This is a genomic window from Streptomyces sp. H39-C1, assembly GCF_027158125.1.
GTDB classification, from domain to species: Bacteria; Actinomycetota; Actinomycetes; order Streptomycetales; family Streptomycetaceae; genus Actinacidiphila; species Actinacidiphila fildesensis.
Map to the genome: position 1 here is coordinate 158,355 of NZ_JAPVLS010000003.1, position 25,389 is coordinate 183,743.

A 25,389-nucleotide genomic window follows, 5' to 3' on the forward strand; every position below is an offset into this window, starting at 1 on the left:
CCGCAGAGGAAGCGGACAGGTCCTAGTCGAGCCGGGAGACCTGGTAGTGGCTGATGAGCCAGCCCTCCTCCGAGCGCTTCACCAGGACACCGAGGTTGACGCTGATGGTGGCCCGGTCGGTGAACGCGAAGTCGACACTCAGGTAACCGAGGACGAGGTCGTCGGCGGGGTGTCTGCTCTCAAGAATCCGGTAGGCGGCCGTCATCCCGATGGGCTGGGACTCGTAGTAGTCGGCGATGCCCGGCCTTCCGACGCTGTAGGGGTGCAGCCCCTGGAAGATCGCGTCGTCGGTGAACTGGGCGGCGACCTGCTGCGGTTCGTGCCGGTCGACGGCGTCCTTCCACCGGTCGAGGACGCCGCGCAGGATCGCTTCACTCTCTGTCGTGCTGTTCATCAGGGCTCTCCTCTCGAGGGAAGCGAGTCAGTGGCCGGCGCTGACGCCGCCGTCGACGTGGAGGATCTCGCCGGTGACGAACGGGGCGTTCTCCAAGTAGATCACCGCGTCGACGATGTCGCCCGGCTCGCCCAGCCGGCCGACCGGCTGCAGCGCGGCGAGGCCCGCATAGGACTCCTCCGGGTGCATGGAGGTCCTGATGGTGCCCGGTGAGACGGCGTTGGCACGGATGTTGCGCGTCGCGTACTCGATGGCGAGGGACTTGGTGGCGGACTGCAGGCCGCCCTTGGTCAGCGAGGCGAGCACGGAAGGCACGTTGGCGTCGGCGTTGTCGACCAGGCTGGTGGTGATGTTGACGATGTGGCCGCTTCCCTGGACGAGCATGTGCTCGACGGCCAGCTGGGTGATGCGGAAGAAGCCGACGAGGTTCACACCGGTCACGGCGGCGTAGTCCTCCTGGGTGTATTCGGTGAAGGGCTTGGCCGTGAACAGCCCGGCGTTGTTGACGAGGGTGTCGATGCGGCCGAACCGCTCGACACCGGCGGCGATGACGCGTTCTGCGGTGGCGGTGTCGGCGATGTCGCCCTGGACGCTCAAAATGCCAGCGTCGGTGGAGGGAGCGATCGTGCGCGAGGTGGCGACGACGGCGTAGCCGAGCTTGCGGTAGGCGTCGACGAGTCCGGCACCGATGCCCGGCGAGGCGCCGGTGATGACTGCGACCTTCTGGTCGTGCGTGCTCATGATGACCTTCTCCGCGATGAGGTGGGATTCCTCGACCCGATCGTACTAGCCGACCGGTCGACTATTTGGAGCGTAGGTGGGTCGGCGAGAAGGAGTCAAAGGTCCACGCGGCCCAGGCCAGGACCGGTTTTCTCCCTCCTGATAGGCGCAGCCTTCCAGCGCATGTCAGGAGGGACAGCTCCCGCGAAGCCGAGGCGCTCAGAGGCGCGACTAGGGCGTGTTGCGAAAGTCCCGCCTGGCCCACGGGGCGAACGGCGCTACTTTCGCAACACGCCCTGATGCCGGTGCGGGTCTCCCTCGGGCAGCCAGGCGTCCTCGGTGCGGATGCCGAGGTCGCCCACGCCGTCGCAGAGGGCGTCGATGAGGGCGAGAACCGCGGGGCGGTCCTCGCGCTCGCGCCGGACCAGGGACCAGGTCCAGTAGATCTCCGGGGTGACGACCGGGCGTTGGACCAGGTCGGGCGGCAGCGCGGTGGTCTGGCCCTTGGGGCAGTTGATGACCGGACGGCCGCTGCGGCGGACGTGGTCGAAGAACGCGGGCCCGGTGATGCCGCCGTCGGAGATGCGCACCGCACGGGCCCCGGTGTCCCGGGCCAGTAGCTCGGCATAGATGTTCCAGGACCACCAGGCGGTCATGTCGTCGTCGAGGAGGACGACGGTGTCACGGGCGTCCACGGTGCTCGTGTCGTCACCGGTTGCGACGGCGTAGAGCCGGTCGGCGCCGATGAGCCGGGCGCTCAGGCCACGTTGTTCGAGGTCATCGGTTCGCACCCAGCACACCGCGAGATCCAGACTGCCGTCGGCGACCCGGGCGGCCTGGGTGTGCGACGGCGCGATCCACGCGTCGATGTGGAGCTGGGCCACCGCGGCGGCACGGCCGGTCAGATCGGGCGGGAGCCAGTTGACGTAGCCGAGCCGTACCGGTTCGGAGCCGGACAGCTGACCTGCGCGCCGCTGGAGGTCCGTGGCGCGCGTTCCAGCAGGGCGCGGGTGTGCGGGAGCAGGGCCGAACCGGCCGGGGTGAGGGACACCGAGCGGCGGTCGCGGTCGAACAGCCGCACCCCCAGGTCCCGTTCGAGGGTCTTGATCTGCTGCGACAGGGAGGGGCCGGCGATCAGCAGACGCTCGGCGGCCCGGCCGAAGTTCAGCTCCTCGGCGAACGCTAGGAAGTACCGCAATTGGCGCAGCTCCATGCCCGTCATGCTACGCCGGTGGGAGTCCAGGCCTCCCAGCAGGGAGGCCGCCGGTTATGGCGGTGCCCTGGTGGCTGACGGAGGACATGGACATGGACATGCGAAAGTTCCTCGTCGAGATCACCACCACCATCCCCGAGGGCACCGGTCAGGACGAGGTCGACCGGCGGCGCGCCGCCGAGGCCGTTCGCGCCCGGGAACTGGCCGCCACCGGCAACCTGGCGCGGCTGTGGCGCCCGGTCGGCGAGCTGCGCAGCGTCGGGATCTGGCGGGCCGCCGACGAGGACGAGCTCCACGAGAAGGTGCTCGGCACTCTGCCCCTGCGCCCGTGGATGACTCTCACCGTCACCGCGCTCGAGCCTCACCCCAACGACCCGGGCCGGACAGACGCCACACGGTGACGGGCCTGGCTCGGGCGCCGCCGCATTGCGCAGCGGTTTCCCCGCACGACCCGGTGCTGGTACGACATGCCGCCCCCGTAAGACTTTCGCAACGGTGAAACCGGCGCGGACCCGGGCAGACTCGGTGGGTGAGGGAGCGCAGCAGCGGCCGGCGGGCCGTTCTCGCCCCTGATGCCAGGCCGGCCCTCCGGCGACGTACCGCCAGCGAAGCCACCGATGCTTCTGATGTGGAGCCCGTCATGACCACTCCGCGGGACCTGTTGATCATCACCATGGACGTCACGTCCAGCCGTCCCGTCGAGCAGGGCGAACTTTCGCTGGCGCTCGCGGGAGCCGAGCTGATCGACCTTGTCGACGCCGAGGTCATCGCCTTGGACGGGGAGCGCATCCTGCCCGGCCCGCAGCGGACCTTGGACGATCGCCTGTTGGACGATGCGGCCTCGTCGCTCACCCTTCAGGAGCCGTACGAGACCGTCGAGGACTGGCTGTGGCGCCGGGGCCGTGGCCTCGCCACGACCTACCGCGCTGTCCTGGAGGCCGAAGGCGATGTCGCCCGGCCGCGCCACCACTGGATTCCCCTCAGAACCGGCCCGGCGGCACTGACCGACTCACCCGCCCGTCGCCACGCGGCCGAGCGCTGGACGTCGGGCGAGCCCGTCCTCGCCGGCCTCGCGGCGGCCGTGGGCATCCAGGACAAGCCGACCGAGGAGATCGCCGACCTCACCGACGACGCGGTCGTGACGGTGCTGGCCGCCGTCCACGGCGCGGCGACGGAGCTGGAAGGCGTACGGCAACGGCGCCGCGTCGAAGAGGCGGCCTTCGACAACATCTGGCGCGGCCAGTGACGGCGTCACGGGCGGACAGCGAGCCACGCCCCGACCCCCGCCCCGGCACCTCCGGCCGCGGGCATCAGATGCCGGCCATGGACTCCTGCGGCGCACGGGCGCAGAGCAGGGCCAGGCAGTTCGCCCACAGGGGGCCGAGCCGGTGGGTGTTGTTGTAGAGCTTGGCGAACAGCACCTGCCCCTCGAGCTGGGCGACCACCGACCGTGCGGCTTCCCGGGTGTCGATCACGGTGACCTCCTTGCGCTCGAGAGCTTCGGCGATGACCGAGGCGACCATCCCGACCTGAGCGTCGAAGATCTCCTGCAGTCGCGCGCGGATGGCCTCGGTCTGGTTGCTCATCTCCAGCGTGAGATTGCCGAACAGGCAGCCTGAGACGGTGCCGCAGCTCTGCTGCCCGGCGAGCTGGCCGGCCTCCGTCTCCTCGAAGAGCCGGCGCAGCCGTTGCAGTGGTTCTGCGGCGCTGTTCAGGATGCGCGTCCAGGTCGCCTGCTGGCCGGCCCAGTGCTCGTCGAGCACGGCCAGGGCGAGCGCTTCCTTGGATTCGAAGAAGTAGTAGAAACTGCCCTTGGGCACGCCGGCCGTCTTGCAGATCTCGGCCACGCCCAAGGCCGAGTAGCCGCGCAGCTCGATGAGCGATTGCGCGGCACCGAGGATCTTCTCCCTGGCGTCGCTGGTCCGTCCCATACAGCGAGTGTACGACCGGTCGACTATCTCTTACTAGACCGGTCGGCTATGCCGGGCTCGTCCGCGCGCAGCGCTCTGACAGCCGCCTCCACCTGCCGCAACGGCTCGGGGCCGACCGCCTGCAGCACCACCGTGTCGGCTCCCGCCGCCCACGCACCCGGGCGGCGGCCCCGGCGGCAGGGCCGGTCGCGGCGAACACCTGCTCGACCGGACGGCCCAGCCACTCGGCGTGACCCGCCAGTGCCGGGCCGACCGTGGCCTGAAGCAGTGCCGGATCGCCCTCGACGCGGAGGAACGCGAACACGGTCAGACTCTGCTGGGCATCGGTCTGCCTCCCTTTCTCCATGTGCCCGAGTGCGGCCACCAGGTCGGCGGGACCATGCCCTTCCGCGATGATCGCGCCGTCCGCGACCCGCCCCGCGAGCTCCAGCGAACGTGGCCGGACCACCCCTGCCACCACCGGCGGCACCGCCGCGGGCGGATGCACCAGCCGCGCCGCGTCCAGCCGGACCTCCCGGCCGTCGACGCTCACCTCCTCGCCGCGCAGCAGTCCGCGCACGGCCGTCGCCGTCTCCTCCAGCAGCGCCAGCGGGCTGCGCGGTGCGACCCCGACCTTGACCATCCACTCGCGCACCCCATGGCCGACCCCGCCGTGAAATGATCGGATGGAGCTAGTCTCCGATGAACCACAGATAGCTGCCCGGCGTTGCCGCACACACCGCGAGCAGCTCCGCGAGGTCCTGCAGGGCAGCCCTCTGAGGCCCGTCTGCGCACTCCTGCAACAGGACGGCGACTTCCCGGAGCGCGACCTCCGCCTCCTGCTCGTTGAACAGCGTGTCGCCGTAGGGGTCCACCCAGGCCAGCTTGCCCGGACCAGTCGGGTCGTACGGGCCCAGCGCCCGCGCCAACGCTTCGCCGTGCTCGTGGGACCGTCGAAGAACAGTGGTCCTGGACGACTTGCCCCCCGGAGGCCGCCCGGAGTGCAGTTGCAACTCGATCCCCATGATCGCCCCCTGAAGGTCGTACAACGGCGCCTGTCGAGCAACCTCTGGTCCACCGCCGGAGTCCGGACGACGGCCAGGGTACCGCTGACCCCGTCGCCAACTGCCCGTTGTCACGCTGGTGACGACAGGCGGTTCCGGCGAATCCCAGCTCCATCAGCTCTCCGCGAGCAGGATCACCCAGTCGTCCGGCGTGAAGCGCACGCGTTGTCGCTTGTCGGGGTTGATCCGGACCCCGTACGTCGGACCCGTCGCGGCCTGCGCGCGCAACCGGTCGTGGACCGCGGCGACCACGATGGCGTCGCCGGTTCCGGGTGTGAGCGCGTTGAGGGCGAGAAGGGTGGGTGCTGCGGGACACGAGGTTGTCGAACCGGTACTGCAGGCGCCGCCACGGCGACGCTGTGTACTGCACCACGCACCCCCTGCAGGAGACAGCGCCACTGTCCGCCGACGACCCGCCGTCGTGCAGGTCACGTTGGAGAAGTCCGGCCGTTGGACTGCCCGAAGGCCGTCCCCCTCACCCGGAGGTATGAACCGGGTGCCCAAGGGGTGTGAACGGGCATCCGAGTACCGCCGGCCGGCTCGTCGACCAGTGTCTCCGGATCCGCCGGGAACGACAGCCCAACGTTTAAGCGGGGAAAGCGGGGTATCCGGTCAACAGGGGCAACGCGGCGGCCGGCAAGGGCGGCTGCGGCCCATCGTTCGTCACAGGGAAGAGGAATCTCGCATGTACATAGGTCTCGGTACCGTCGTGCTTATCGTGATCGTCGTCGCTGTCGTGATGTTCCTGCGGCGCGGCTGATCCCACCACACCGGGCGTGTACGTGCGCGCCCGCGGAGTACGCTCCGCGGGCCGTCCGGCCGTCCGACTCACCCCGGATCCGGCAGGCCGGCCGGTGCCGGCTGCTAGAATGACCGTGTTGGCCTTCGGCGGCGCCCAGTGCGCGCGCCCGGAGGCTTTTTTCATGCCTTCTGACACCTCCGCGCCCACGGCGCCTGCCACCACCAGCTATCTCGCACTGCTCCGCAACGGCGAGTTCGCCGGCCTCTACGTCAGCTTCACCTTGTCGGTCGCCGCGAGCACCGTGTCGGGCTTCGCGCTCGGCACCCTGGTCGACCAGCAAACCCGCTCCCCGTTCCTGACCGCCGTCAGCATGTACGGCGCCACCTTCGCGACCGTGTTCGGTGCGCTGACGCTGATGTCGGTCGCGGACGGCCGCCGACCCCGCCGGACCCTCGTCGCGCTCCAGTGCCTCTCCCTCCTGGGTGTTGCCTCGCAGGCCGTACCGGGGCTGCCACTGGCCGCCCGGTTCGCCCTGCTCCTGGTGCTCGGGTTCTTCCAGTCCCTCGGGACCGGCACGCGGATGGGGCTGCTCGCCGAGGTCGTGCCGACCTCCGCCTACGCGCCGGCCCGTTCCCTGATGAACATCACCTCGGGTGGCATGGCCGTCCTCGGCTACGCCCTGGGCGCCGTCCTTGTGCGATACCTGAGCCCGCAAGGGGTCTTCGCGGTCGCCGCGGTCCTGACCGGACTCGGTCTGGCCGTGGTGGCGACGACCGTCCGGGAACACTCGATCCGGCTGACCCGCCGCCCCGGACTGCGCCAGACCTGGACGACCAACGCCGCGCTCTTCTCCCGCCCCGGGCGGCGGGCGCTGCTGGTGAACCTGTGGGTTCCCAACGGCCTGATCGTCGGCTGCGAGGCCCTGTTCATCTCCTACGACCCGGACCACGCCGGCACCCTCCTGGCCGCCGGATCGGCCGGCATGCTCCTCGGGGACCTGACCGTCGGACGCCTCCTCACCGCCGGGCAGCGACGCCGATACGCCTTCCCCCTGCGACTGCTGCTCGCCGTCCCCTACCTGCTGTTCGCGATCGACCCGCCCGTTCTGGTCGCGGCAGCGGCGGTGTTCCTCGCCGGCACAGGATTCGCCGCCACTCTGCCCCTGCAGGAACAGCTGCTCGCGCTGACCCCTGATCCCGTCCGCGGCCAGGTCCAGGGCGTTGAATCCGCCGGGCGGATGACGTGGCAGGGCATCGGTGCGGCGATCGCCGGTGGCGTCGCCCAGCACCTCGCCGCCGGCCCCACGATCGCCGCCATCGCCGCGGTCTCCGTTGTCGTCACCGTTGTCTCCCGGCCGTTCATGGTTGGTGACCGCAGTCGCGGCCGCAAGCACGGCGAGGCGTCGTGCGAGCCGCGTCCCTCGAACGGCTGAGCGGACGCAAGCCGGGCCCTGGGCCCGGTCGGCCCTCCCGGGCTGCGGAGAAGCCTCCGGAGAGGAAGGATGGAGGTCCCGCCGCCAGGAGACGTCATGGGACGCACCACCATCCGACGATCCGGCCTCCGTGCGCCCGGGCCACCTCCCCCGCCCGAACCGGGGCTCGCGGGCCCGGTTCCCCGGGAGCCGGGAGCGCCATGAGTTCTCCCCGGAGCGGCGTGGACGTCGTCACCGAGGCCCTGGCGGAGCTGCACGGCCGCTACGGGTCCCTGTCCGACGGCCGGGTCGCCGACTACATCCCGCAGCTGGCCTTCGCGGACCGTGACTGTTTCGGGCTGGCGCTGATGAGCATGGAAGGCCACGGCTACCGCGCCGGACGGTGCGGCGTGTCGTTCACGCTCCAGTCCTTGACGAAGCCCTTCGTCCTCGCCCTCGCGCTGGCAGAGCTGGGTCCCGACGATGTGGGGCGCAGTGTCGGAGCCGAGCCCAGTGGTGAGGCGTTCAACGCCATCAGCCTCGACGCGGTGACGGGCCGGCCCGCGAACCCGATGATCAATGCCGGTGCCATCGCGGTCACGGCCCTGGTCCCGGCCACCGGCCCCGCCGAGCGGTTCTCGCGGATCCTGGAGTGTCTCGGACGGTTCGCCGGCCGCACCCTGTACGTGGACGAGGACGTCTACCGTTCCGAGGTCGAGACGGGTCACCGCAATCGGGCGCTGGCGTATCTGATGCGCGGTACCGGCGTGCTGCGGGGTGATCCGGTCCAGGCGGTCGACACCTACTTCCGGCAGTGCTCGGTCCGGGCCACGGTGACCGACCTGGCGGTGATGGGAGCCACGCTGGCCAACGGGGGCACGAACCCGGTGACGGGAGAGCGTGTCGTTCCCGAGCCGGTGGCCCTTCAGGTGTTGTCGGTGATGGCCATGTGCGGGATGTACGACGCCGCCGGGAGCTGGATGCTGCACGTGGGACTACCGGCCAAGAGCGGAGTCTCCGGAGGGCTGGTCGCCGTCAGTCCGGCCCGCTTCGGGATCGCCCTCCACAGCCCGCCGCTGGACGCTGCCGGCAATCCCGTCCGGGGCGTCGCGGCGCTCCGGGAGCTGTCCGAGCGCTTCGGGCTCCACCTGATGCACAACGCCGCGCCGGGCGCCCCGACCGTGATGCTCTCGACGACCACGAGCGGCGGGCGGATCGCCCTGATCGCGGCTCAGGGCAAGCTGGACTTCACCGCGGCCGAGCGGGTGCTGTTCGCCCTGGAGCAGCGGAGGGTGGGCGCGCCGGGCGGGGTCGTCCTCGACCTCGAACGCGTCACCGGCATGGACACCACGGCCAAGGCGATGCTGGAGCGCGCGCTGACACTGCTCATCGAGGGCGGGCACGATGTGACCGTGGTCGGGGACCTACCCTTCAGGGCCCGGGGTACCTGGAGGCGGTCGACGGACCGCGCACAGGCCCTCGCGGACGCCGAGCACGCACTGACCGCTGCCCGCGACCCAAACCCCGGCCGGCACACCGGCTAGTACGCCGGCACATGCACGGACACCCGCCCCGGGCTCTGCCGCCACGGACACCCAGCAAGGAAGAGGCCGATGACGACAACGGCTCACGCGACCGTGCAGCACGAGGACCAGCGGGTACGCGTCACCCGCTGGGACTTCGAGCCGGGCACCCGCACCGGGCACCACGTCCACGCGTACGACTACGTCGTCGTCCCGGTGGTCGACGGCCGGATCAGCGCGCTGTCACCCGACGGATCGGCGATCGAGTCACAGCTGCGGGCGGGAGAGTCGTACGCCCGCCCCGCCGGCACCGAGCACGATGTCGTCAACGCCGGCGGCGCATGGCTGGCCTTCGTCGAGATCGAACTCAAGGACCCCGCCCGGCCCACTCCGCCGCCGGCGCCCTGACTTCTGCCGAGCGGCGTGCCTCGGTCGTCCGGCGGCGGGGGTGTGCGGGGGTGAGGAACTGACGGTCAGCGCAATGGGGCGAGAGAGCGGGCGAGGTCCAGCCAGCGCTCCAATGTCCCGGCGGCCGCGCCGGAGTCGATCGCCTGGCGGGCCTCCTGCAAACCGGCGGCGAACGCGTCGTGCAGGCCGAGTTCTGTCATGTTCCGGTGGGCGGCCAGAGCTCCGGCGGCGTTGGCCAGTACGGCGTCGCGGACCGGTCCGGTCCCACCGTTGATGACCCGGTGGACCGCGAGCGCATTGTACGCGGCGTCGCCGCCGCGCAGTGCGTCCTGCCCGCTGCGGGCAAGTCCGAAGTCCGCGGTGTCCAGACGCTCTTGGCGGACACGGTGTGCGCGCCGTCTCCGCCCGTACCGACGATGTCCACGACGTCGGAGCCGTCCACCGGAATCGGGATGACGCGCTCCATCAGGGCGTCGAGCAGTCCGTGGACCTCCTCGGCGCACTCGCCCTTCGCGCGCAGGGCAACCAGGAAGCCGGCGAGCTGCGCCGGCTCTGCGGCATCGTCCATCACCTGTCGCATGGCCCAGCGGGTGTCGTCCGCGCTCAGGTTCTCGCCGCGCAGGAGTACGGCCAGCATCTGCCGCCAGGAGCGGTCGGGGTCGGTCACGGGGCTCCCCTTGATACGGGCGCGGCCGGGAGCGTCGGTCCGCGCGTTGTCCCCCGGCACACTGGCTCTGACGTCCTCGGTGGGTTCATTCGGCCCGTCGTGGCCATGGCCTGCCGTGGCCCGCGATCTCAGACCACCTCACAGGCTCGGTCGAAGTCGGCCGACGCGGTCGTAGCGAGGTCGGACGTAGCGGGCCACGCCTGGGACGAGCAGTCGACGACCCGGTCGGGGCGGGTCACGGTGTGCCCCAGGCGCGCCACGAGTTCGCTGCCCACCTTCGGCCGCGGGACGTCCTGCGGCACGAAGAGGACGGAGACCTGCAGGTGCGGCGGCTCCGCGAACCAGCGCCGCCTGCCCGCCCAGACGAAGGGCGAGAGGTGGTGATTGGCGGTGGCCAGACCGAGGCGGGCCACGTTCTTGGCCCGGGGCACCACACCGTGCAGGTCCTTCGGGGCTTCCAGGCCCACCCCGTGCGAGGTACCGCCCGTGACGACCACCAGACAGCCGTCGGAGGGCACCTTGCCCTGCAGGAAACCGAAGCGCTCTCCCTTCACGACCGGCCTGACCTCCAGGACCGACGCGCGGAATTGAGTGGCCTCCTGGTCGCCCAGCCACAGCTGGGTCCCGATGCGGGCGCGGATGCGCGTGTGGGGGAACTGCCTCTGCACCTGGTCGAGTTCCCCGGCCTCCAGATGGCTGACGAACATGGTGTGCAAGGGCAGGCCCGCGGCGCGGAGTTGCTCCATGCACGCCATGACCTCCCCGGCGGCGTCCGGGCCGCCGATCCGGTTCAGCGGCAGGTGGATGGCGAACCCCTCCAGAATGACGTCCTCGAGAGCGGACCGCAGCAGGTGCAGGTCGTGCACACTGACGCCCGGCGACTTCATGCTGCTCACCACCTCGACGACGACACGGGCTCCCCTCAGACCGCGCAGGCTCTCGACGCAGGACACCGACCTGATCACCCGCCCCGGCAGCGCGGGGGCCTGCTCACCGCGCCAGTACGGCGACAGGACCAGAACCCGTCCGCTGTAGACGTCCTTCATCCGGGTTGCCTCGTAGGTCGTACCGACGGCGATGACGTCCGCCTTCAGGCGCTTGGCCTCCTCGGCCAGCGCCTCGTGGCCGAAGCCGAATCCGTTGCCCCTGACGACCGGGACCATCCCGGGGAACTGCCGGGTCACCACATCCTGATGCGCCCTCCAGCGCACGGGGTCGACGTAGAGCGTGAGCGCCATGACCGGTGACCTCCCTCTCCCGACTGCGCGACGCGCAGCAGTGAAACTGTCGGCAAGTACGGGCACCGTCCGACGTCCGTTCAGAACCGGCCGGAATGCAGCGAGAAACGGCCCGCCGTGCCTGCGGTGGACTCCCCTGCCGCTACGAGGCGATGGGACGATCGGAGAGGTGGGCGAGCTCGGTGAAGAAGGCGCGGTAGAGGGGCTCGTCGGTGGTGGGGAGGTCGACGGTGATCAGCAGACGCCGGGAACTCGTCGTGCTGGCGTAGATCGGTTCGTCGAGCTGCTCGACATTGCCGAAATGCAGCCGGGTCACGCCGCCCTTGCGCGCCTCGGCACGCACCTTCACCCAGCTCAGCGGGGACCGGTACGACCCGATGATGTGATTGCGCCGGAACACCTCGAAGATGCCGTGGTCGACCCGCAGATGCACGTCACCGTGCTCGAAGACCCTTGATTCCATGTCAGCCCATCCGTCGGTCGGCGAGCGTGGCCACGTCGGTGAAGTACGTGCGGAACAACATCTCGTCGTCGGGCGGCACCTGGACCGCCGGCGAACTGGCGAACCTGAAGGCGAGCCGGTCGGTGCCGTAGAGCGCAGCGCTCGGATCGCGGACGACACCGAAGAGCAACTGACCGGGTTTCTCCGGCTTCTTGTAGTGGACCAGGGCCCCGAGCCAGCGCAGCGGAACCCGGAACGTGTGCTCGGCGGAGGCCAGGTTGAAGAGCTCGAACACCCCCCGGTCCACGCGCAGGTGCAAATCCCCGTAGTCGAACGTGAGCGGATCCATGCCGGAGAAGGTATCGCGGGGCCCTGCGGTTGCGCGCAGCGGACCGAACGGGCGTCTCCTGCCGGTGTGGCACGGCGCGGCACGGCGCGGCGCGGAGGCGGCCGCCTCGGCCTGGGCGCCGCTCCGGGTGCACCGGCCCTCTGGCCGGACGCCCACACGGGCTCGAATCTGCTGGACGCTGCCCACCGTCCCGGCCCTGCCACCAGAAGCTCTCTTCGGGCGGCAGGGCCGAGACCGGTGGGAATCCGGTCGTCCGGTCAGTACTGCTCGGTCTCCTGGAACCCGGTGTTCCCGTCCTCGTCGGCGCTGAAAGCGTCGGCGGCGGCGGTCGGGTCGAACCCGGGCGGGCTGTCCCTCAGGGTCAGACCCATACCGGCCAGCTTCATCTTGACCTCGACGATCGACTTCCCGCCGAAGTTGCGGATGTCGAGCAGGTCCGCCTCGGAACGCGCCGTGAGCTCGCCCACCGAGTGGACGCCCTCACGCTTGAGACAGTTGTACGAGCGGACGGTGAGATCCAGCTCCTCGATCGGCAGCGCCAGATCGGCGGCCAGGGCCGCAACCGTCGGGGACGGGCCCATGTCGATGCCCTCGGCATCGGCATTGAGCTCGCTGGCCAGGCCGAACAGCTCGACCAGGGTCTTGCCGGCCGACGCCAGGGCGTCACGCGGCAGCACCGCCTGCTTGGTCTCGATGTCGACGATCAGCTTGTCGAAGTCGGTGCGCTGCTCGACACGGGTCGCCTCCACCGTGCAGGTGGCCTTGAGCACCGGGCTGTAGATGGAGTCGACCGGGATACGGCCGATCTCCTGGCCCTGCTGCTTGTTCTGGACGGCGGAGACGTAGCCGCGACCACGCTCGACGGTCAGCTCCACCTCCAGCTTGCCCTGGGCGTTCAGGGTGGCCAGCACCAGGTCGGGATTGTGCACCGTGACACCGGCCGGAGGCGTGATGTCGGCGGCGGTCACGACACCCGGGCCCTGCTTGCGCAGGTACATCACCACCGGCTCGTCCTCCTCCGAGGACACCACGAGCTGCTTGATGTTCAGGACGATGTCGGTCACGTCCTCCTTGACGCCCGGCACGGTGGTGAACTCATGGAGAACGCCATCGATGCGGATACTGGTGACAGCGGCACCGGGGATCGACGACAACAGCGCCCGGCGCAGCGAGTTCCCCAGGGTGTAGCCGAATCCCGGCTCCAGCGGTTCGATGACGAACCGTGAACGCCACACCTCGACGACCTCTTCGGTCAACGACGGACGCTGAGCGATCAGCACAGGAAAAATCCTCCATACTCCGGCGCCCCGACGTGGCGCCACCACCCGTGACTTTACTGGCGTCAGCGCTCCGCCGAGCCGCGCCGTGCTGGCGTCGGCGGCTCCGGAAGGTTTATCCCTCTTCTTCCGGCTTCTTCCGGCCAGGCGCTCGGGACGGCCGCCAGGCTCCGGACCGGCCATGTAAGGGCCGCCAGGACTCGAATGTCGGTGCGATACGGCAGGGTGGTCGGGTGAGGCGGTCGGGGTCGAACCGCACGACGGGCTGAGGGAGGCCGCGGAACTCCGCGCGGCCGCGGCCGGCAACGCCGCCCGGTTCGTCGCGGGTGACGCGGTGGCGCTGCCGCTCGACGATGCCGGCACCGATGTGGTGTGGTGCGAGCGCGTCTTCCAGCACCTCACCGAGCCCGCGAAGGCGGTCGGGGAGATCGTCCGCGTCCTGCGGCCGGGCGGGCGCGTCGTCCTGCTCGACACGGACTGGGCGACCGCGCTCCTGCACCCCGGCGACCCCGAGGTCGTCGCCGCGCTGATGCGCCGCGCGCTGACGGCCTCCGCGAATCCGCACGCCGGACGGCAACTCGTCGGCCAACTGGCCACGGCGGGGCTGGAGATCACCGACGTCGGCTCCCAGGCACTGATCCAGAGCAACACCAAGGTCAACTGGCAGCTCATCCGCATGCTCGGCGAGTCCGCGCTGCGCGAGGAGCTGATCTCCGAGCAGCAGCGGGACGCGCTGTACGCCGATCTCACCGCAGCTGCCGATGAGGGCGCGCTGCACATGTCCGTGACCATGTTCGGAGTGGCCGCGAGGCTTCCGTCCTCGTGATCCGAACCCGGCGGGCCGACGGGCCCGCCGGTGATCCCGCCGGCCGCTCTCCGGATCAACGGCGCCATCAACCGTCGCTCCTGCCGGCCACCCCCGCTCCTACCGCGGCTCTTGCGAAGCCGCGCCTTTCCCTTGACCTTCCGCATTGCCAGCCCGGCCGCGCCGATGATCAGCGCGGTCGGCAACTGCGTAAGGATTCCCTGCACCACGTAGTTCATTTTCTGGCCGCGTGCAGGCAACCCTGTTGAGCCTCTCGGACGAGTCCAGCCAGGTGAATGAACGGCGCGCGGACTGCGGCAACGAGTGGGCCCGTACGGAGGAGTACCGGGCCATCGTCCTCGGCCGCCAACTCAGCGGTGAACGGGCGCACCGAGAAGCATTGGAGCGCCGGCTGCGGCAGTACGAAGGCGGCCGGTAACCACCTGGCGACCAATACGCCCGCCAGGCCCGCGTCCTCGTCAGGCGGCCGCCGGCCGGGCGTCGAGGACGTGCTCGGCGAGCCGTCGGGCGGAGGCCGCGGGATGCGTTGCGGGGCGGGTGACCCCCGCCGCCAGTGCGCCGTCGATGAGCAGCAGAAGCTCGCCGGCCGCAGCCACGGGCCGCGGGTGTCCGAGCGCGAGGAGCTCGTGCTCCAGGAGCTGCTGCACCCGCATGCGGTACGCACGAGTGATGGCGTGTCCCGGGTGGTCGGGGTCGGTCAGGGCGAGATCGGCGGCGAGATAGCGGCAGCCGCGGAAGTCGGGCCGGTCAATGGCGGCGGCGATGCCGTCGAAGACGCCCAGCAGACGGGTACGAGGGTCATCGCCCGCCGCCTCGATGGCCTGGTGGTAGGCGGCCTCGTCCTCGGCAGTGCTCCGCCGCAGGACCTCGGCGATCAGTCCGTCCTTGCCGCCGAAGTGCTCGTAGAGGGAGCGCCGGGCCACGTTCGCCTCCTTCAGCAGTGCGTCGACGCCCACGGCCATGCCTTGGCTGTAGGTCAGCCGCTGGGCGGCTTCCAGGAGGCGTTCGCGAGGTCCCGGTGCGGTGCGAGTCGTCATAAGTGCCAGCCTGCCACCCATTGACGAGTAGATCAACCGGTCTATATGGTCCGGGTAGATCAATCGTTCTACTTCTGAGGGGTTACGGCATGTCGTTCCGCACCACCGCCGAAGTCATCGACCGCTTCAACCACTCCTTCATCCACCACGACGGGCCCGTACTCGCCGACCTGATCGACGACCACTGCGTGATGGAGGCCAACCAGCCGGCCCCCGACGGCGCCCGCTACGAAGGCCGCGCCGCATGCCTGGAGTTCTGGCAGACCGTCGCCGAGGACCGCACCACCCAGTTCGAGCCCGAAGACGTCGTCATCGCCGGTGAACGGGCGACGATCCGCTGGCGCTACCGCTTCGGCGACGGACCGGCCGACTCCGTCCGCGGCGTCAACCTCATGCACGTACGGAACGGCCTGATCGTCGAGGCCCTCGGCTACAGCAAGACCACCGGCGACGTACCACTCGCCGTCGACGGGCTCGACGGGCCCGCCGCACTCGACCGACTCGCCGGCTGAGCCCCACCTGCCGACGACCGGGACCGACAGACCGAGACCGACAGCTGAGCTCCGCAAGCCACAGAACGAATGGATGGATGGAGAACACCATGCGCAGTTACCACGTGAACAGCGGGGCCGGCATAGAAGGCCTGTCGATCAAGGAGCACGCGGACCCGGTCCCCGGCACCGGACAGGTCCTGGTGGCCGTCAAGGCCGTCTCGCTGAGCAACCGCGAGCTGATGGTGTTGCGAGGCAACTACGTCCTACCGGTGAAACCGGACGTGATCCCGGTGTCGGACGGTGCCGGCGAAGTCGTGGCGCTCGGTCCGGGAGTACACGGAGTGAAGATCGGCGACCGCGTCGCGGCGACGCTCTTCCCGAGCTGGCAGGACGGCCCGTTCGGCCTTCAGCATCTGCCACAGCGCGGCGGCTCCCTCGACGGCATGCTCACCGAGCTCGCGCTGATCAGCGAGGACTCACTCGTCCCGGTCCCCGATCACCTCTCCTACCAGGAAGCGGCGGCACTCCCCTGTGTCGGGGTCACCGCCTGGAACGCGCTGACAGGTGACGGCATCGGCCTGCGGGCGGGCGAGACCCTGGTGACCCAGGGGTCGGGCGGCGTGTCGCTGTTCGCGCTCCAGTTCGCCAAGGCACTCGGAGCCCGCGTGATCGCGACGACGAGCAGCCCGGACAAGGCGCGGCGCCTCATCGAACTCGGCGCGGACGAGGTCATCGACTACCGGTCCACGCCCGACTGGGCCTCCAAGGTCGTGGAGCTGACCGGCGGCCGGGGCGCCGACCGCGTGGTCGACGTGGCGGGCCTGTTGGAGCAGTCGCTCAAGGCGGTGGCGGTGGCGGGTCACGTCGCCTGCGTGGGCTTCGTCTCCGGCACGGCACAACCCCTGGACCCCGGCGTACTGTTCGCCTCCGGCGCCGTCCTGCGGACCGTGGCCGTCGGCAGCCGCAACCAGTTCCTCGCGATGAACCGCGCACTGCAGGTCAACCGGATCCATCCGGTCATCGACCGGGAGTTCACCTTCGAGGAAGCCCCCGACGCCTACCGGTTCTACGCCTCGGGCAAGGCCTTCGGCAAGGTCGTCATCACTCTTTGAGACAACCCGCGACAACCTGACGCCAACCGCACTCACCTCCCGGCAACGGGAGGTGAGTGCGGTGCGTCCGCGTGTGCGTCCGGGTGCTCGAAATTCTTCTCATGAGGAGGTAGAACAAGGCCTCTTGGGGCAGGCGACGCACACAACACCGATCGAGGAGGCCCCCATGCCCATCACCTTCCGCAAGTCGTTCCGGATCTTCCCCGGCGTCCGCCTCAACGTGAACCGCAAGTCGCTCTCCCTGACCCTCGGTTCGAAGGGCGGCCATCGCACCTGGTCGACCACCGGCAGAAGGACCACGTCCACGGACCTCCCGGGTCCCTTCGGCTACCGCCACACCGACACGCGCGACTGAACCGGGCGGCGCGGCGGCGTTCGCCGGCGCGGTGACCACGCAGGGTCAGAGCTCGTGAGCTCGTTCGTGACGGGGTTCGTACAGCCCGACCTCGCCACCTCCGGGCAGTTGCAGAATGCTCATCAGACCCCAGCCCTGGTCGGTCACCGGCTGGATGAACGTGACGCCCTTCGCCGTCAGTTCCTCCACGCTGGCGGTGACGTCGTCGCACATCAGGAAGAGCTCGTGGCGCTCCGGGCCGTCGGTGGGGTGCACGGCGATTTCGGCGGGCGGCAGCTTGAAGATGAGCCATCCGCCGCCCGCATCCACGTGCGGATAACCCAGCACATCGCGGAAGAACACGCGATCGGCTTCGGCATCCCGGCTGTAGATCACCACATGAACACCATTGATCATGATCAGATCCTCACTTGGCGGCCTTCGCTGCCGCCTTCATTTCCTGCTTGTGTGCCCGTACTTTCGCCAGTGACTCCGGTCCGGTGATGTCGGCGGCGGACCGGTAGACCCCGGCGGGCCCGTACTTGCCCGCCGCCTCCCGCCACCCCTTCGGCCGTACGCCCAGCCGCTTGCCCAGCAGTGCCAGGAAGATCTGCGCTTTCTGCTCCCCGAAGCCGGGCAGCGCCTTCAGCCGCCCCAACAGCTCCGCGCCCGTATCCGCGCCCGTCCACACGGACGAGGCGTCCCCCTCGTAGTGCTCGACCAGGTACGCGCACAGCTGCTGGACCCGTTTCGCCATCGATCCCGGATAACGGTGCACGGCCGGCTTCTCCGACAGCAGCGCCGCGAAGGCGTCCGGGTCGTACGCGGCAATGGCATGCGCGTCCAGGTCATCGGCCCCCAGCCGCTGGGCGATGGTGTACGGCCCCGAGAAGGCCCACTCCATCGGCACCTGCTGGTCCAGCAGCATGCCGACCAGCGCCGCCAGCGGACTGCGGCCGAGCAGCTCGTCGGCCTCCGGCTGCTGGGCCAGCCGCATCGTGATCTCCATATCTCCAGCTTCGCCCCCACCCGGGCATTCCGCACGGTCGGCGCACCGGGCAAGCCCAGGGGCGGCGGCAGGCGGGGACTGTTTTCCCCCCGGGGCCGGCCGGTGTCAGGGCCGGCCGGCCCCGGAGTGCGGGCGCCGCACACCGTCGGGCGCGCCGGGTCCGGTGGTCGGTGTCAGTTCTTCGACAGCCGCAGGAAGCGGATTCCCGGCATCGGGAGCATGACGGTGACCGTGTCGGTCCCGTGCTCGGATGCGGTCAGTCCGGCCAGTTTCTCGGTGGTCAGCTCGTCCGCGGCGCGCAGCGTCCGCCACTGGGCCTCGTCCGGCCATTCGCCGCCGCCGAGGCCGTCCCAGACCTTGCGGATTTTCGCGTGGTTCTCGTCCAGTCGGCGGGAATCGACGGTGTAGCGGGCGCCCGGCGTCAGTCCGGCAGACCCGCAGCATCCCTGCCCGCAGAACCGGCGGGATAAGGTTCCGGGCATGAGAAACACACGTTCAACAGGGCCGGCGGGCTTCAAGTAGCCCGCCAGGAGATACCTGGCGGTTGCTGCGAACGGAGCCCCGTGGCACGCACCGCCCACCACCACGTTCCCCTGCACCACAGCGGGAAGTCACCCGACTGCCGGCCTGAACACCCGTGGCGTTCCGTGGTTCTCCACGACCTCAGGTACAGCGCCCGCACCTTCAGCGATGCGACGCATGAGTCCAGAAGGCCCCACCCGCGCATGGTCCGGCGCACGGTGGAGGTCTACTCGTGGGCTCGAAGCTGTCGGGACCCTTCCGTCGCTCGGTGGTCCGCGGAGGAGGAACGCCGGGCACGACAGCGGCTGCGAGCCCAAGTAGGGACTCTCCTGGGACTGGTGAACTCCACCACCGGCGAACTCGCACTCGACGCCGCGGATGCGGTGGACATACCGCCGGCGCGTCACCGGCGCAGCTCTCTCTGGCTCGCATAGCCGGCAGTCCATGTGCCCTTTTCGGCCCGACCAGTTGGGTGCTCTCCCAGGAACACGCCTGGGAGAGGCCGGCGACGACCGGTTCGGGCCGGCCTCGGCCGAGTGGGCCGAGGGGGCTGGTGATCTGGTGGAGCTGGGTGAGCTGGGTTGATCAGTACGCGGAGTTCACGTTGTCGATCGAACCGTAGCGGTGCGCCGCGTAGTTGGCGGCGGCGGTGATGTTGGCGACCGGGTCGGTGAGGCGATTGGCGGTGCCGGCGACGTGGTAGGTGTCGAAGGTCGGCTGGATCACCTGGAGCAGGCCCTTGGACGGGATGCCGTTGATCGCGTTGATGTCCCAGTCGTTGACGGCGTTCGGGTTGCCGCTGGACTCGCGCATGATGTTGCGGTGCAGGCCGGAGTAGCTACCCGGGATGCCCTTGGACTTCATGATGGCCAGCGACTCGCGGATCCAACCGTCCAGGTTGTTCGAGTACTTCGGGGCAGACACGGCAACCGGCTTGCGCACGGTCGACCGGTTAGCGGCCGGCTTGGCCTTGTGCTGGGCGGCGGCGACCGGCTTGGCCTTCGCGGGTCCCTTGGTGAGGTCGCGCGAGGCGTCCTTCGCAGCGGCGGGCTTGCCGACGTAGGCCGGGTAGGAGCTGACAGCCGCTCCCTTGGTGAGCGCCTGGACCTTGGTGCCGGCCTGGCCGTCGGCGGAGACCTTCGCGACGTTGATGGCGGGGAGCGCGGAGGTGCTCTGGGTGGCGGTGCCGGCGAGGGCGAGGGCCGTGGTGCAGCCGGCGGCGGTGAGCGCGACAGCGGAGATCTTGAAGCGCTTGGAGGGGCGGAAGGTGCGCAGGGAGGAGAGCTGAGTGGGTGCGGGCATGCGGTATGAACCTCTTCCAGACGGGATCAGGGGACGGCCGGCCGTAGCGGCGGCGTGCGGAGCAGGTGGCGGGCCCGGTCTCGCTGATGTGTCGAGAGGGCGCTGCGCTCATGTTCGTGCTGCTCGAACCATGGTTAACGCGGCCCGCCGGCGATGGCAAAGACCTCGCTTACTACCCGTCTTAGTAAGCAGAGCCGAAAGGCACCCGTCGGGGCTGTGCGCGGCCCGAAAGGGAAGGGAAATACGTCCACTAAGCGGCTTCGGACGTGACGTAGGTCCTGTGCCCGGGCTCACTCGATGCGGGGTTTCCAGGCCACCGAAACAGCCTCTATTCGGCGATGGCCTGCCCTCGCCCGCCCATCCCGATCCCCTTTGATCCAGGCATTGCGTACGCCGGGCGCGAAAGATCCGGCCGGCTCAAGGCCGGCCCCTTCTGTTTTTCGGGACCGGACAGCCGGCCAGCCGGTCGGACCGAACAAAGACGAGTAATAGGAGGAGCGATAGCGGGGCGACGTGACTTTCGGTGCCCACTGGCTCACTCATGCGGACGGGCTGTCCCCGGCGCGGTGGCGCACTCCGGGAAACAGCCCGCGATCAGGGAAGGTCTCTCACCAGGGAAGAGTCCCCTCGGCGTCGAAATACCCGCCGGTCGGGCCGTCAGGGCTCAGCTGGGCCATGCGCACGATGATCTCGGCGCCCTGCTCAACGCTCTGAATGCCGCTGTGCGCATTCAGGTCGGTCTTGGTGAAGCCGGGCTCCACTGCATTGATCCGCATGTCCGGGAACGCCTTCGCGTACTGCACCGTGATCATGTTGACCGTGGCTTTCGACGCCGGATAGGCCACGCCCGGGTAGGCGTGCGTCGGGGTTCCCGGGGTGGTGACCAGGGAAAGCGAGGCCAGGCCGCTGCTGACGTTGACCATGACCGGGGCGGCGGAACGCTGCAGCAGCGGGAGAAAAGCGTGGATGACGCGCACCGTGCCGAAGACGTTCGTTTCGAATGTCTTCCGCATCACGTCCGCGGTCAGACCCAATGCATCGATCACGACGGTGCCGTCCCGCATTTCCTCCTGGATACCGGCGTTGTTGATCAGTACGTCCAGCCCTCCGTCGGCCTCGACGGCCTTCACCGCGGCCTGCACGGACGCGTCGTCGGTGACGTCGAGCTGCATCGCGCGCGCACCGAGCTGCTCGGCGGCCCGGCGGCCGCGTTCGGCGTCCCGGCTGCCGAGGTAGACGGTGTGTCCCGCGGCGATGAGCCGGCGGGCGGCCTCGAAGCCGAGACCCTTGTTCGCTCCGGTGATCAGTGTTGTTGTCATGCCTCCACGCTGCGGCACAGCCGCACGGGCGAGCCAGGAGTCCCGTTTTCCTGGGACTCCCAGTACCAGGACGATCCGGGCCGGGCGGTGCACAGTGGGGTTCATGGCGACCACGGAGTTCGGGCACACGTTGCGGCGCTGGCGCGACCGGGTCTCCCCGGAGGCGGCAGGGCTGGCGGCCGGCGGCCATCGGCGCGCGGCCGGGCTGCGCCGGGAGGAGCTCGCCCTGCTGGCCGGGGTCTCGGTCGACTACGTCACCCGCCTCGAACAGGGCCGGGCGACCAACCCTTCGGAACAGGTCGTCGAGGCCCTGGGCCGGGCGCTGCGCCTGTCCGTGGCCGAGCGCGAGCATCTGTTCCACGCCGCCGGGCTGGTGCCACCGGGCCAGGGCACGGTGCCCGCCTACATCACACCCAGCGTCCAGCGGATGCTGGACCGGCTGACCGGGACGCCCGTCGCGGTCTCGGACGCGGCGTGGACCCTGCTGCTCGCCAACCCTCTGTACGTGGCCTTGATGGGCGAGCTGCACGGCAACGAGCGCAACGCGGTGTGGCGCACCTTCCTCGGCCCGCCCGGCCGCGTCCGCCACACACCGCAGTCCCAGCGCGCACTCGAAATCGCGCAGGTCACGGCGTTGCGGGCGACCGCGGGCCGGTATCCGGCGGACCTACGGGTACGGCGGCTGGTCGCGGAGCTGCGCGCGAAGAGTGACCGGTTCGCCGAGCTGTGGGACGGCGGAGCCGTCGGCCGGCACGAGGCCGCGCGCAAGACCATCGATCACCCGCAGGTGGGTGCCCTGACGCTCGACTGCGACATCCTCAGCGTCGCGGGAAGCGATCTGCGCATCATGATCTACACCGCCGAGCCCGGCACCCCGGACGCCGAACGCCTTGCCCTCCTCGCCGTGCTCGGCACCCAGACACTCACCGGATAGCGGCTCCGCACCGGTCCTCACCCGCCCCCACCGGCCTTTCGGCGGACGCGGCGTCAGAAACGTATGTCCGGCGCCTGGAGGACGATACGCAGGAGCTCGTCGGCACGCTCGGCGTCGACTTCGTGGCGTAGCCAGACGTTCTGCTTGGGGTCGGCGGCCGGATCCTCGCTGACCGTCACCCAGAGCAGCAGGCCCCACAGCACCGTGAGGGAATGCCCGGCCATTTGAGCGCCGAAGCCCACCGGGACGGCGACGCCGATGCGCGGCGGCGGGGTGCCGTCGAAGTCGGGCGGGGCGAAGTCCGAGACGTCGTGGCCGGCGAGGACCAGCGGTGTTCCGGTGACCTGGAGCCAGTGCACCTCGATGCCCTCGCCGATCCGGTCGAGCGCGACCGACAGCCAGCCGCGCACCGTCGCCTCCGGGTCGGGGAGCCAGCTCAGCGGGCCGTCGGGGTCGGTCGCGCGGCGCAGGTCGTTCTGCGGGGGCCCGAAGTTCTCGTTCTCCACGGGCCCTTCGAGCTCGTTACCGTCACGGTCCACCCGCCACCAGCGGCGGATCGACTCCCGTGGCGCCCAGGTCTCCGACGAGTACTCCCCCGCGACCTCGTAGATCCAGCGGGACCCGTCGTCGTCATCACCGCCGGGCATGGGTGCGTCCTGCGGCCCCACCGGCCGCAGCGCCCCCTGGGGCCGGGTGTCCTGCGACATCGACTGAGGGCGTGCGTCCTGGGGCCCGTCCTGCGGTGTGTCCCGTGGTGCGTCCTGCGGTGTGTCCAGCGGCCGTGTGTCCGCAGGCCGTCCCTTGCGCCCGAAGATCCCCATTCTCCGTCCTCCCCCTCGACCCGTGCGGTTGTGCGACATCCTTCCCCGGGCGGGGGGCGGTCAGGCGGGAAACGAGACTTTCCGCCTGGCGCCGTCGAGATCAACTCCGGGTACACGGACCCCGGTTGCCGACGTATCAGCGACGGTAGGCGTCGATCAGCGCGAAGGTGGCTGCCGGCTGCTCCAGCTGCGGCAGGTGACCTGCTTCGGGGATGATCTGGAGCCGGCCGTTGCCGAAGGCTTCGGCGTACGCCTCGCCGTAGGCAGGGGTGACGACGCGGTCGCTCTCTCCCCAGAGCAGAAGCGTGGGGACGTCGACGCGCCGCAGGCGGCGGAGCAGTTTGGGCTCGTGCATGTAGGGGTCGCCCGCGAGTTCGCGCATGGTGGCCATGTTGGCCTGCTGAAGCGCGAGTCGCTCGGCTGGGACGTCGGCGGGGTCGACGTAGAAGCGGTCCGAGTCGTGCCAGGCGTATTCGGCGACGCCGGCGGCGTCGAGCGCGAAGAAGTCGACTATCGGCTCGGCTTCGACGTGCACTCCGGCGGCGTCGATCAGGACCAGTCCGGTGATGAGTCCCGCGGTGTCGCGCACGGCCATTTCGGCGGCGGTCCAGCCGCCGAGCGAGGAGCCGATGACGAGCACGTCGCGGAGCTTGAGGTCCTGGAGGCAGTGCAGGTAGGCGAGGGCGAGATCGTCGATACCGGTCAGCCACGCGGGGCGAGGGGCACCGTTCCAGCCGGGGTGGGTGGGCGTGATGGTGTGCATGGTCGGTGCGAGGTGGTCCGCGAGTCCGGCGACCGTGGCCGGCCCCCCGCCACCGTGCAGGATCAGGCAGGGGCGGCCGGAGCCGGCCTCGGCGAGGGTGATGGACAGGTCGGGGTACACGGCAACCGTGTGGTTCGTTGGCATGCCCTCACTCTAACTAAGGATGTTTATATAAACAAGCTTGGTCATGCTCTAGACTGAGTCCATGCCCGATGAACTGCAGGTCCTTGGAAGAGCGGTGAAGCAGGCCCAGTACAAGCAGCACCGGGCACTCGAGAGCCGGCTCGCCGCCGCCGGTACGACGCTGGCCCAGTGGGACGCCCTCCGCGCGATCAGCCGCACGCCCGGAGCCGCGGCCCGGCCACTGGCCGCGGCGACGTTCCAGAGCGAGCAGGCGTTCGGGACGCTCGCCGGCCGGCTGGCGGCCCTCGGCCTGATCGAGCGCAGGCCGGGCCACGGCCGGCGCATCGAGCACTACCTCACCCCCGCCGGCGAAGAGACCCTGGCGGCAGGGCATCGGATCGCCGACGAAGTCCTCGCCACGTGCTTCGCCGCCCTGTCCCCCACCGACCGCACCACCCTGCTCGACCTGCTGGGGCGCATCGACAGCGATCCGGGCGCGTAGCCCCAGCCGCTCCACGGACGCCGGACGGCCGACGCCTCGAACCGACGCCTCGACCGGTCACTGCCGATCAGCCGTCCTGGTCCGGCAGTTCGAGGGTGGCGACGGCTCCGTGCGGGTCGGCGTTGGCCAGGGTGAGGCGGGCACCGATGACGCGCGCCTGGCCGAGGGCGATGGTGAGGCCGAGCCCGTGGCCGTGCCCGCGCTCCGCGGCTCCTGTACGGAAGCGCTGTGGTCCGTGGGCGATGAGCTCCGGGGGGAAGCCGGGACGCTGGTCGCGTACGACGATCGTCGTGCCGTCGACCGTGACCTCGACCGGCGGTCCACCGTGCCGGTGCGCGTTGAGGATCAGGTTGGTGACGATCCGGTCGAGGCGGCGCGGATCGGTCGCGGTGACCGGATCACCCGTCACCGAGACCCGCGTCTCCAAACCCGTACGTCGCAGGGAATCGGTCACCAGCTCGCCGAGCGGCACCGGTTGGGCGTCCGCCCGCTCCGCTCCCGCGTCCAGCCGGGAGATCTCCAGGAGGTCGTCCACCAGGGCGCGGAGCACCTGGACGCGGTCGCGCACCAGGTCGGTGGGCTCGCTCTCCGGGAGGAGGGAGGCGGAGGTGACGAGGCCGGTGAGCGGGGTGCGCAGTTCATGGGCGACGTCCGCGGTGAAGCGCTGTTCGCCACGCAGCCGTTCCCGCAGGGCATCCGCCATGAGGTCGACGGCCGAGGAGATCTCGCTGATCTCGTCATGACCGCGGCCCGCGGTCCGCGCGTCGAGGTCGCCGCGCTTGATGCGGCGGGCGGTGCCGGCGATGCGGCGCAGCCGGCGCAGCAGCAGTTCGGCGGCGAGGAGTGTGAGGGGCACGACGACGGCGAGCATGGCCAGGGCCGCGTACCGCATGTGCCGGTCGAGTGCCTCCAGGCTGCGCTGCTCGGCGCCCA

General features: G+C 70.1%; 30 protein-coding genes and 3 pseudogenes. 12 read left to right on the forward strand and 21 right to left on the reverse strand.

Annotated elements, in window-relative coordinates:
- Positions 1 to 22: 22 nt before the first annotated feature.
- From O3W51_RS03565 to O3W51_RS03575, 3 genes and pseudogenes are all read right to left on the reverse strand, one after another.
- Positions 23 to 394, reverse strand: coding sequence for a YybH family protein (locus O3W51_RS03565; protein ID WP_138354619.1), 372 nt, complete (start codon positions 392 to 394; stop codon positions 23 to 25).
- 27 nt (positions 395 to 421) lie between these two features.
- Positions 422 to 1,135 (reverse strand): SDR family NAD(P)-dependent oxidoreductase, encoded by a 714-nt coding sequence (locus O3W51_RS03570; protein ID WP_269283709.1) that lies wholly within the window; start codon positions 1,133 to 1,135, stop codon positions 422 to 424.
- Between the two features lie 257 nt (positions 1,136 to 1,392).
- Positions 1,393 to 2,336 (reverse strand): annotated as a pseudogene (locus tag O3W51_RS03575) (LysR family transcriptional regulator).
- 89 nt (positions 2,337 to 2,425) lie between these two features.
- Here O3W51_RS03575 and O3W51_RS03580 point away from each other — a divergent pair.
- Positions 2,426 to 2,728, forward strand: coding sequence for a muconolactone Delta-isomerase family protein (locus tag O3W51_RS03580; protein WP_138354671.1), 303 nt, complete (start codon positions 2,426 to 2,428; stop codon positions 2,726 to 2,728).
- Positions 2,729 to 2,967: 239 nt separating this feature from the next.
- Positions 2,968 to 3,573, forward strand: a complete 606-nt coding sequence (locus O3W51_RS03585) for a GOLPH3/VPS74 family protein (protein WP_138354617.1) — start codon at positions 2,968 to 2,970, stop codon at positions 3,571 to 3,573.
- 64 nt (positions 3,574 to 3,637) lie between these two features.
- Here O3W51_RS03585 and O3W51_RS03590 read toward each other — a convergent pair whose 3' ends face one another.
- The 4 genes from O3W51_RS03590 to O3W51_RS03605 all read right to left on the reverse strand — a co-directional run bounded on the left by O3W51_RS03590 (position 3,638) and on the right by O3W51_RS03605 (position 5,553).
- Positions 3,638 to 4,258, reverse strand: a complete 621-nt coding sequence (locus O3W51_RS03590; protein WP_198357818.1) for a TetR/AcrR family transcriptional regulator — start codon at positions 4,256 to 4,258, stop codon at positions 3,638 to 3,640.
- A 46-nt stretch (positions 4,259 to 4,304) separates the two neighbouring features.
- On the reverse strand, positions 4,305 to 4,892 hold the full coding sequence (locus O3W51_RS03595; protein WP_269283715.1) for an LLM class flavin-dependent oxidoreductase: 588 nt from the start codon (positions 4,890 to 4,892) through the stop codon (positions 4,305 to 4,307).
- A gap of 37 nt (positions 4,893 to 4,929) precedes the next feature.
- Complete coding sequence (locus O3W51_RS03600; RefSeq protein ID WP_138354615.1) at positions 4,930 to 5,262, reverse strand: hypothetical protein; 333 nt, start codon at positions 5,260 to 5,262, stop codon at positions 4,930 to 4,932.
- A gap of 153 nt (positions 5,263 to 5,415) precedes the next feature.
- A complete protein-coding gene (locus O3W51_RS03605; RefSeq protein WP_187144718.1) occupies positions 5,416 to 5,553 on the reverse strand; it encodes a hypothetical protein in 138 nt (45 codons plus the stop codon).
- Positions 5,554 to 6,224: 671 nt separating this feature from the next.
- Between O3W51_RS03605 and O3W51_RS03610 the strand changes: the two genes are divergently transcribed.
- The 3 genes from O3W51_RS03610 (at position 6,225) to O3W51_RS03620 (ending at position 9,385) form a co-directional block, all read left to right on the forward strand.
- Complete coding sequence (locus O3W51_RS03610; RefSeq protein ID WP_138354614.1) at positions 6,225 to 7,475, forward strand: MFS transporter; 1,251 nt, start codon at positions 6,225 to 6,227, stop codon at positions 7,473 to 7,475.
- Positions 7,476 to 7,675: 200 nt separating this feature from the next.
- Complete coding sequence (glsA, locus tag O3W51_RS03615) at positions 7,676 to 8,998, forward strand: glutaminase A (RefSeq protein ID WP_198357819.1); 1,323 nt, start codon at positions 7,676 to 7,678, stop codon at positions 8,996 to 8,998.
- A 69-nt stretch (positions 8,999 to 9,067) separates the two neighbouring features.
- Positions 9,068 to 9,385, forward strand: coding sequence for a cupin domain-containing protein (locus O3W51_RS03620; protein WP_138354612.1), 318 nt, complete (start codon positions 9,068 to 9,070; stop codon positions 9,383 to 9,385).
- Between the two features lie 65 nt (positions 9,386 to 9,450).
- On the opposite strand, the pseudogene O3W51_RS03625 reads toward O3W51_RS03620, so the two are convergent.
- The 5 genes and pseudogenes from O3W51_RS03625 to O3W51_RS03645 all read right to left on the reverse strand — a co-directional run bounded on the left by O3W51_RS03625 (position 9,451) and on the right by O3W51_RS03645 (position 13,361).
- Positions 9,451 to 10,022: pseudogene (locus tag O3W51_RS03625) on the reverse strand (hypothetical protein).
- Between the two features lie 158 nt (positions 10,023 to 10,180).
- Positions 10,181 to 11,290 carry an alanine racemase gene (locus tag O3W51_RS03630; protein ID WP_198357820.1) on the reverse strand — a complete coding sequence of 370 codons (1,110 nt, stop codon included), beginning with the start codon at positions 11,288 to 11,290 and terminating at the stop codon, positions 10,181 to 10,183.
- Between the two features lie 142 nt (positions 11,291 to 11,432).
- Positions 11,433 to 11,753 (reverse strand): hypothetical protein, encoded by a 321-nt coding sequence (locus O3W51_RS03635; RefSeq protein ID WP_138354610.1) that lies wholly within the window; start codon positions 11,751 to 11,753, stop codon positions 11,433 to 11,435.
- A 1-nt stretch (position 11,754) separates the two neighbouring features.
- Positions 11,755 to 12,081 carry a hypothetical protein gene (locus O3W51_RS03640; RefSeq protein ID WP_138354609.1) on the reverse strand — a complete coding sequence of 109 codons (327 nt, stop codon included), beginning with the start codon at positions 12,079 to 12,081 and terminating at the stop codon, positions 11,755 to 11,757.
- Positions 12,082 to 12,338: 257 nt separating this feature from the next.
- On the reverse strand, positions 12,339 to 13,361 hold the full coding sequence (locus tag O3W51_RS03645; protein WP_138354608.1) for a DNA-directed RNA polymerase subunit alpha: 1,023 nt from the start codon (positions 13,359 to 13,361) through the stop codon (positions 12,339 to 12,341).
- Between the two features lie 238 nt (positions 13,362 to 13,599).
- Between O3W51_RS03645 and O3W51_RS03650 the strand changes: the two are divergent.
- A pseudogene (locus tag O3W51_RS03650) lies at positions 13,600 to 14,184 on the forward strand (methyltransferase domain-containing protein); the annotation flags it as partial.
- A 229-nt stretch (positions 14,185 to 14,413) separates the two neighbouring features.
- The gene (locus O3W51_RS03655; protein ID WP_138354606.1) at positions 14,414 to 14,602 is read left to right on the forward strand and encodes a hypothetical protein; all 189 of its coding nucleotides are present in this window, start codon (positions 14,414 to 14,416) and stop codon (positions 14,600 to 14,602) included.
- 40 nt (positions 14,603 to 14,642) lie between these two features.
- Here the strand turns inward: O3W51_RS03655 and O3W51_RS03660 are convergent, their stop codons facing one another.
- The gene (locus O3W51_RS03660) at positions 14,643 to 15,221 is read right to left on the reverse strand and encodes a TetR/AcrR family transcriptional regulator (protein ID WP_138354605.1); all 579 of its coding nucleotides are present in this window, start codon (positions 15,219 to 15,221) and stop codon (positions 14,643 to 14,645) included.
- Positions 15,222 to 15,310: 89 nt separating this feature from the next.
- Here O3W51_RS03660 and O3W51_RS03665 point away from each other — a divergent pair, with 89 nt between their 5' ends.
- From O3W51_RS03665 to O3W51_RS03675, 3 genes are all read left to right on the forward strand, one after another.
- Complete coding sequence (locus O3W51_RS03665; protein WP_269283728.1) at positions 15,311 to 15,733, forward strand: nuclear transport factor 2 family protein; 423 nt, start codon at positions 15,311 to 15,313, stop codon at positions 15,731 to 15,733.
- Positions 15,734 to 15,822: 89 nt separating this feature from the next.
- Positions 15,823 to 16,827, forward strand: a complete 1,005-nt coding sequence (locus O3W51_RS03670) for a zinc-dependent alcohol dehydrogenase family protein (RefSeq protein WP_138354603.1) — start codon at positions 15,823 to 15,825, stop codon at positions 16,825 to 16,827.
- Between the two features lie 166 nt (positions 16,828 to 16,993).
- The gene (locus O3W51_RS03675) at positions 16,994 to 17,182 is read left to right on the forward strand and encodes a DUF4236 domain-containing protein (RefSeq protein WP_138354602.1); all 189 of its coding nucleotides are present in this window, start codon (positions 16,994 to 16,996) and stop codon (positions 17,180 to 17,182) included.
- A gap of 45 nt (positions 17,183 to 17,227) precedes the next feature.
- Here the strand turns inward: O3W51_RS03675 and O3W51_RS03680 are convergent, their stop codons facing one another.
- From O3W51_RS03680 to O3W51_RS03700, 5 genes are all read right to left on the reverse strand, one after another.
- Complete coding sequence (locus O3W51_RS03680; RefSeq protein ID WP_244808958.1) at positions 17,228 to 17,560, reverse strand: VOC family protein; 333 nt, start codon at positions 17,558 to 17,560, stop codon at positions 17,228 to 17,230.
- 28 nt (positions 17,561 to 17,588) lie between these two features.
- Positions 17,589 to 18,170, reverse strand: coding sequence for an HhH-GPD-type base excision DNA repair protein (locus O3W51_RS03685; RefSeq protein WP_269283732.1), 582 nt, complete (start codon positions 18,168 to 18,170; stop codon positions 17,589 to 17,591).
- Positions 18,171 to 18,343: 173 nt separating this feature from the next.
- The gene (locus tag O3W51_RS03690) at positions 18,344 to 18,652 is read right to left on the reverse strand and encodes a hypothetical protein (RefSeq protein WP_138354599.1); all 309 of its coding nucleotides are present in this window, start codon (positions 18,650 to 18,652) and stop codon (positions 18,344 to 18,346) included.
- A gap of 625 nt (positions 18,653 to 19,277) precedes the next feature.
- Positions 19,278 to 19,994: a transglycosylase SLT domain-containing protein gene (locus O3W51_RS03695; protein ID WP_138354598.1), complete on the reverse strand. Its 717-nt coding sequence runs from the start codon at positions 19,992 to 19,994 to the stop codon at positions 19,278 to 19,280.
- Between the two features lie 608 nt (positions 19,995 to 20,602).
- Positions 20,603 to 21,313, reverse strand: coding sequence for an SDR family NAD(P)-dependent oxidoreductase (locus O3W51_RS03700; RefSeq protein WP_138354597.1), 711 nt, complete (start codon positions 21,311 to 21,313; stop codon positions 20,603 to 20,605).
- 103 nt (positions 21,314 to 21,416) lie between these two features.
- On the opposite strand from O3W51_RS03700, the gene O3W51_RS03705 reads away from it, so the two are divergent.
- Entirely contained in the window at positions 21,417 to 22,247 is an 831-nt protein-coding gene (locus O3W51_RS03705; protein ID WP_138354596.1) for a helix-turn-helix transcriptional regulator, read from the forward strand.
- 53 nt (positions 22,248 to 22,300) lie between these two features.
- Here O3W51_RS03705 and O3W51_RS03710 read toward each other — a convergent pair whose 3' ends face one another.
- Together O3W51_RS03710 and O3W51_RS03715 are read right to left on the reverse strand one after the other, a co-directional pair.
- Positions 22,301 to 22,954, reverse strand: coding sequence for a hypothetical protein (locus O3W51_RS03710; RefSeq protein ID WP_138354595.1), 654 nt, complete (start codon positions 22,952 to 22,954; stop codon positions 22,301 to 22,303).
- A gap of 250 nt (positions 22,955 to 23,204) precedes the next feature.
- Positions 23,205 to 23,975, reverse strand: coding sequence for an alpha/beta fold hydrolase (locus O3W51_RS03715; RefSeq protein WP_269283739.1), 771 nt, complete (start codon positions 23,973 to 23,975; stop codon positions 23,205 to 23,207).
- Positions 23,976 to 24,036: 61 nt separating this feature from the next.
- Between O3W51_RS03715 and O3W51_RS03720 the strand changes: the two genes are divergently transcribed.
- Positions 24,037 to 24,456, forward strand: coding sequence for a MarR family winged helix-turn-helix transcriptional regulator (locus O3W51_RS03720; RefSeq protein ID WP_138354593.1), 420 nt, complete (start codon positions 24,037 to 24,039; stop codon positions 24,454 to 24,456).
- A gap of 67 nt (positions 24,457 to 24,523) precedes the next feature.
- On the opposite strand, the gene O3W51_RS03725 is transcribed toward O3W51_RS03720, so the two are convergent.
- Positions 24,524 to 25,389 (reverse strand): sensor histidine kinase (locus O3W51_RS03725; RefSeq protein ID WP_269283741.1); only part of this gene is annotated, 866 nt, incomplete at its 5' end.

What these genes read in the sequence shown, in the direction of transcription:
- O3W51_RS03565 (WP_138354619.1), bottom strand. Translation starts at nt 394, where the DNA reads ATGAACAGCACGACAGAGAGTGAAGCGATCCTGCGCGGCGTCCTCGAC.
- O3W51_RS03570 (WP_269283709.1), bottom strand. Translation starts at nt 1,135, where the DNA reads ATGAGCACGCACGACCAGAAGGTCGCAGTCATCACCGGCGCCTCGCCG.
- O3W51_RS03580 (WP_138354671.1), top strand. Translation starts at nt 2,426, where the DNA reads ATGCGAAAGTTCCTCGTCGAGATCACCACCACCATCCCCGAGGGCACC.
- O3W51_RS03585 (WP_138354617.1), top strand. Translation starts at nt 2,968, where the DNA reads ATGACCACTCCGCGGGACCTGTTGATCATCACCATGGACGTCACGTCC.
- O3W51_RS03590 (WP_198357818.1), bottom strand. Translation starts at nt 4,258, where the DNA reads ATGGGACGGACCAGCGACGCCAGGGAGAAGATCCTCGGTGCCGCGCAA.
- O3W51_RS03600 (WP_138354615.1), bottom strand. Translation starts at nt 5,262, where the DNA reads ATGGGGATCGAGTTGCAACTGCACTCCGGGCGGCCTCCGGGGGGCAAG.
- O3W51_RS03610 (WP_138354614.1), top strand. Translation starts at nt 6,225, where the DNA reads ATGCCTTCTGACACCTCCGCGCCCACGGCGCCTGCCACCACCAGCTAT.
- glsA (WP_198357819.1), top strand. Translation starts at nt 7,676, where the DNA reads ATGAGTTCTCCCCGGAGCGGCGTGGACGTCGTCACCGAGGCCCTGGCG.
- O3W51_RS03620 (WP_138354612.1), top strand. Translation starts at nt 9,068, where the DNA reads ATGACGACAACGGCTCACGCGACCGTGCAGCACGAGGACCAGCGGGTA.
- O3W51_RS03630 (WP_198357820.1), bottom strand. Translation starts at nt 11,290, where the DNA reads ATGGCGCTCACGCTCTACGTCGACCCCGTGCGCTGGAGGGCGCATCAG.
- O3W51_RS03635 (WP_138354610.1), bottom strand. Translation starts at nt 11,753, where the DNA reads ATGGAATCAAGGGTCTTCGAGCACGGTGACGTGCATCTGCGGGTCGAC.
- O3W51_RS03640 (WP_138354609.1), bottom strand. Translation starts at nt 12,081, where the DNA reads ATGGATCCGCTCACGTTCGACTACGGGGATTTGCACCTGCGCGTGGAC.
- O3W51_RS03660 (WP_138354605.1), bottom strand. Translation starts at nt 15,221, where the DNA reads ATGACGACTCGCACCGCACCGGGACCTCGCGAACGCCTCCTGGAAGCC.
- O3W51_RS03665 (WP_269283728.1), top strand. Translation starts at nt 15,311, where the DNA reads ATGTCGTTCCGCACCACCGCCGAAGTCATCGACCGCTTCAACCACTCC.
- O3W51_RS03670 (WP_138354603.1), top strand. Translation starts at nt 15,823, where the DNA reads ATGCGCAGTTACCACGTGAACAGCGGGGCCGGCATAGAAGGCCTGTCG.
- O3W51_RS03675 (WP_138354602.1), top strand. Translation starts at nt 16,994, where the DNA reads ATGCCCATCACCTTCCGCAAGTCGTTCCGGATCTTCCCCGGCGTCCGC.
- O3W51_RS03685 (WP_269283732.1), bottom strand. Translation starts at nt 18,170, where the DNA reads ATGGAGATCACGATGCGGCTGGCCCAGCAGCCGGAGGCCGACGAGCTG.
- O3W51_RS03690 (WP_138354599.1), bottom strand. Translation starts at nt 18,652, where the DNA reads ATGCCCGGAACCTTATCCCGCCGGTTCTGCGGGCAGGGATGCTGCGGG.
- O3W51_RS03695 (WP_138354598.1), bottom strand. Translation starts at nt 19,994, where the DNA reads ATGCCCGCACCCACTCAGCTCTCCTCCCTGCGCACCTTCCGCCCCTCC.
- O3W51_RS03700 (WP_138354597.1), bottom strand. Translation starts at nt 21,313, where the DNA reads ATGACAACAACACTGATCACCGGAGCGAACAAGGGTCTCGGCTTCGAG.
- O3W51_RS03705 (WP_138354596.1), top strand. Translation starts at nt 21,417, where the DNA reads ATGGCGACCACGGAGTTCGGGCACACGTTGCGGCGCTGGCGCGACCGG.
- O3W51_RS03710 (WP_138354595.1), bottom strand. Translation starts at nt 22,954, where the DNA reads ATGTCGCAGGACACCCGGCCCCAGGGGGCGCTGCGGCCGGTGGGGCCG.
- O3W51_RS03715 (WP_269283739.1), bottom strand. Translation starts at nt 23,975, where the DNA reads ATGCCAACGAACCACACGGTTGCCGTGTACCCCGACCTGTCCATCACC.
- O3W51_RS03720 (WP_138354593.1), top strand. Translation starts at nt 24,037, where the DNA reads ATGCCCGATGAACTGCAGGTCCTTGGAAGAGCGGTGAAGCAGGCCCAG.